Below are 2,771 nucleotides of genomic sequence, written 5' to 3'. Positions count from 1 at the left end.
AGAACTCGCGAAGCGTGGGATCTTCTTGCAGTCCAAACGGACCAAGCGCCGGCCCCGCACCATCGGCCGGACCAGGGGTGGCCCGATCGTGGGGATGGTGTCGCTCGCGGAGCGGGGCGAGGACGCCGCGCAGCGGCGGGTGCCAGGGCACTGGGAGGGCGACTTGATCATCGGGAAGAACGGGTCCTCGTGCGCCGCGACCCTGGTGGAGCGGATGAGCGGGTTCACCGGCCTGCTCGCCCTGCCCTCCAAACATGCCGAGGGCACCGCGGATGCGGTCATCGAGTACTTCACCGAGCTGCCCAGGATGATGCAGGCCTCGCTGGCGTGGGATCAGGGCTCCGAGATGGCGCAGCACGCGAAGGTTTCCCTGGCCACGGACATGCCGGTCTACTTCGCCGACCCCCACTCGCCCTGGCAGCGGCCGTCCAACGAGAACACGAACCGGCTCTACCGGGAGTATCTCCCCAAGGGCACCGTGATCCCGGACCACCAGCCCTACCTCACCACCATCGCGGAGGAGATCAACAACCGGCCCCGCCGCCGACTGGGCTTCCTCACCCCCACCGAAGCGTTCGCTCGACTCATTGCCGGCGAACCCCATGTTGCTTCGACGCCTTGACACCACCGTGTAGCGATCCTTCGATAAGAGAGGTCAGGCTGTCAGAGCGGGGAGGGCTTCGGTAGTCACCTCGTTCGTCGGGTTGGTGGTGAGGGTCAGGCGGCAACGGGCGAGGACGTCGAGGCCGAGGTAGCGGCGTCCTTCGGCCCATTCATCGGTCTGCTCGGCCAGGACCGCGCCGACGAGGCGAACGATCGCGTCGCGTGTAGGGAAGATTCCCACCGAGTCGGTGCGCCGGCGGATCTCCCGGTTCAAGCGCTCGGCGGGGTTGTTCGACCAGATCTGCACCCACACATCCTTGGGGAACCCGGTGAACGCGAGGACATCAGCGCGAGCGGCGTCGAGGTGCTCGGCCACGGCGGGCAGCTTCTCGCCCACGTAATCCAACAGTCGCTCGAACTGGGCGGTGACCGCGGCAGCATCGGGCTGGTCATAGACGCTGTGGAGCATCGCCTTCACCGCAGGCCACATGGACTTCGGGCAGATGCTCATCAGGTTCGCGGCGTAGTGGGTGCGGCAGCGTTGCCAGGACGCTCCAGGCAGGTGCGCGGCGATCGCCTCGACCAACCCGGCATGCGCATCGGAGGTGACCAGGCGGACTCCACCCAGGCCGCGGGCGACCAGGTCAGCGAAGAAGCTGCTCCACGCGGCCCCGGTTTCACTGGTGGCGACTCGCATGCCGAGGACCTCGCGGTGCCCGTCGCCGTTGACTCCGGTCGCGACCAGGACGACCGCGTTGATCACCCGCCCGCCTTCACGGACTTTCATCGTCAGCGCGTCTGCGGCGACGAACGCGAAGGGGCCCGCAGCATCCAGGGGCCGGTGACGGAACTGCTCGACGTGCTCGTCGAGATCGGCCGCCATGCGGCTGACCTGTGACTTCGAGAGGGAGTTGATGCCGAGGGTCTTGACGAGTTTGTCCATGCGGCGGGTGGAGACCCCGGCGAGGTAGCAGTCCGCGACCACGGTGATCAGGGCGGATTCGGCGCGTTTGCGGCGCTCGAGCAGCCACTCCGGGAAGTAAGTGCCGGTGCGGTACTTGGGGACGGCGACGTCGATCGTGCCGACCCGAGTGTCGAGGTCGCGATGGCGGTAACCATTGCGCTGGGTTGCGCGGTCGGGGCTGGGCCGGCCGTATTCAGCGCCGGCGACCGCGTCGGCGTCCGCGGAAAGAAGCTCGTTGATGATCCTTTGCAGCATCGTGCGCATCAGATCCGGGGAGGCGTCGGCCAGGGCTTCGCCGAGCAGGCCGTGAGGGTCGACAATATGAGGAGCGGTCATCGTGATGACTCCGTTCGAGAGTGCTGTGAGAGGTTCACTCGAAGGATCACACGGTGACCGCGTCCTCGTCCGGGACGATCACGAGGCCACCGCGCTACACCACTATGCGGGACTCAACTGCGAAGCGTGGGATCTTCTTGCAGTCCAAGCGGACCAAGCGCCGGCCCCGCACCACTGGCCGGACCAGGGGTGGCCCAATCGTGGGGATGGTGTCGCTCGCGGAGCGGGGTGAGGACGCCGCGGAGCGGCGGGTGCCCGGGCACTGGGAGGGCGACCTGATCATCGGGAAGAACGGGTCCTCGTGCGCGGCGACGCTGGTGGAGCGGATGAGCGGGTTCACCGGGCTGCTGGCCCTGCCCTCCAAACACGCCGAGGGCACCGCGGATGCGGTGATCGAGTACTTCACCGAGCTGCCCCGGATGATGAAGGCGTCGCTGGCCTGGGACCAGGGCAGCGAGATGGCGCACCACGCGAAGGTTTCGCTGGCCACGGACATGCCGGTCTACTTCGCAGACCCCCTGTCAAGCCCCGGTTTTGATGGAGGGTCGGTGATCTGGCGTTGAGGGTCTCGAGGACCGGGTCAGGGACGTTGGTGGCGGGGTCCTGATGGGTGGCGCGGAAGGCCTGCGGGGTGAGGCCGCCGAGGGAGAGATGCGGTCGGAAGGTGTTGAACCAGTGGACCCACTCAGCGGTCGCGATCTCGACGTCGTCGATGCCGCGCCAGGGTCCAAGGTTCCGGATGACTTCGGCTTTGAACAGCGAGTTCAGAGCCTCGGCCAGGGCATTGTCGTAGGAGTCCCCGCGTGATCCGACCGAGGCGACGGCGTCCTGCTCGGCCAGTGCCTGTCCGTAGCGGATCGCTCGATAC

Annotated in this window: 2 protein-coding genes and 2 pseudogenes; 2 read left to right on the top strand and 2 right to left on the bottom strand. The window is 67.3% G+C overall.

All coding sequences use genetic code 11. The annotated features are described in order from the left end of the window. A partial coding sequence (locus ACT3UL_RS19190) for an IS30 family transposase (protein ID WP_443417127.1) occupies window positions 1–622 on the top strand: 622 nt, incomplete at its 5' end. A 33-nt stretch (window positions 623–655) separates the two neighbouring features. On the opposite strand, the gene ACT3UL_RS19185 is transcribed toward ACT3UL_RS19190, so the two are convergent. Beyond that, window positions 656–1,903, bottom strand: a complete 1,248-nt coding sequence (locus ACT3UL_RS19185) for an IS256 family transposase (RefSeq protein ID WP_444579996.1) — start codon at window positions 1,901–1,903, stop codon at window positions 656–658. 119 nt (window positions 1,904–2,022) lie between these two features. Here ACT3UL_RS19185 and ACT3UL_RS19180 point away from each other — a divergent pair. Next, a pseudogene (locus ACT3UL_RS19180) lies at window positions 2,023–2,427 on the top strand (IS30 family transposase); the annotation flags it as partial. A gap of 100 nt (window positions 2,428–2,527) precedes the next feature. Here ACT3UL_RS19180 and ACT3UL_RS19175 read toward each other — a convergent pair. Then, window positions 2,528–2,743: pseudogene (locus tag ACT3UL_RS19175) on the bottom strand (integrase core domain-containing protein); the annotation flags it as partial. Between the last annotated feature and the right edge of the window lie 28 nt (window positions 2,744–2,771).

Origin of the sequence: Brachybacterium sp. 107 (genome assembly GCF_052379725.1) — a bacterium.
Taxonomy (GTDB): domain Bacteria; phylum Actinomycetota; class Actinomycetes; order Actinomycetales; family Dermabacteraceae; genus Brachybacterium.
The sequence above is the reverse complement of the archived record's forward strand: the minus strand, read 5'-3'. Positions and strand labels throughout refer to the sequence as shown.

Bases quoted from the DNA above. Each gene is read 5' to 3' on its own strand.
- ACT3UL_RS19185 (WP_444579996.1), bottom strand. From the start codon at position 1,903: ATGACCGCTCCTCATATTGTCGACCCTCACGGCCTGCTCGGCGAAGCC.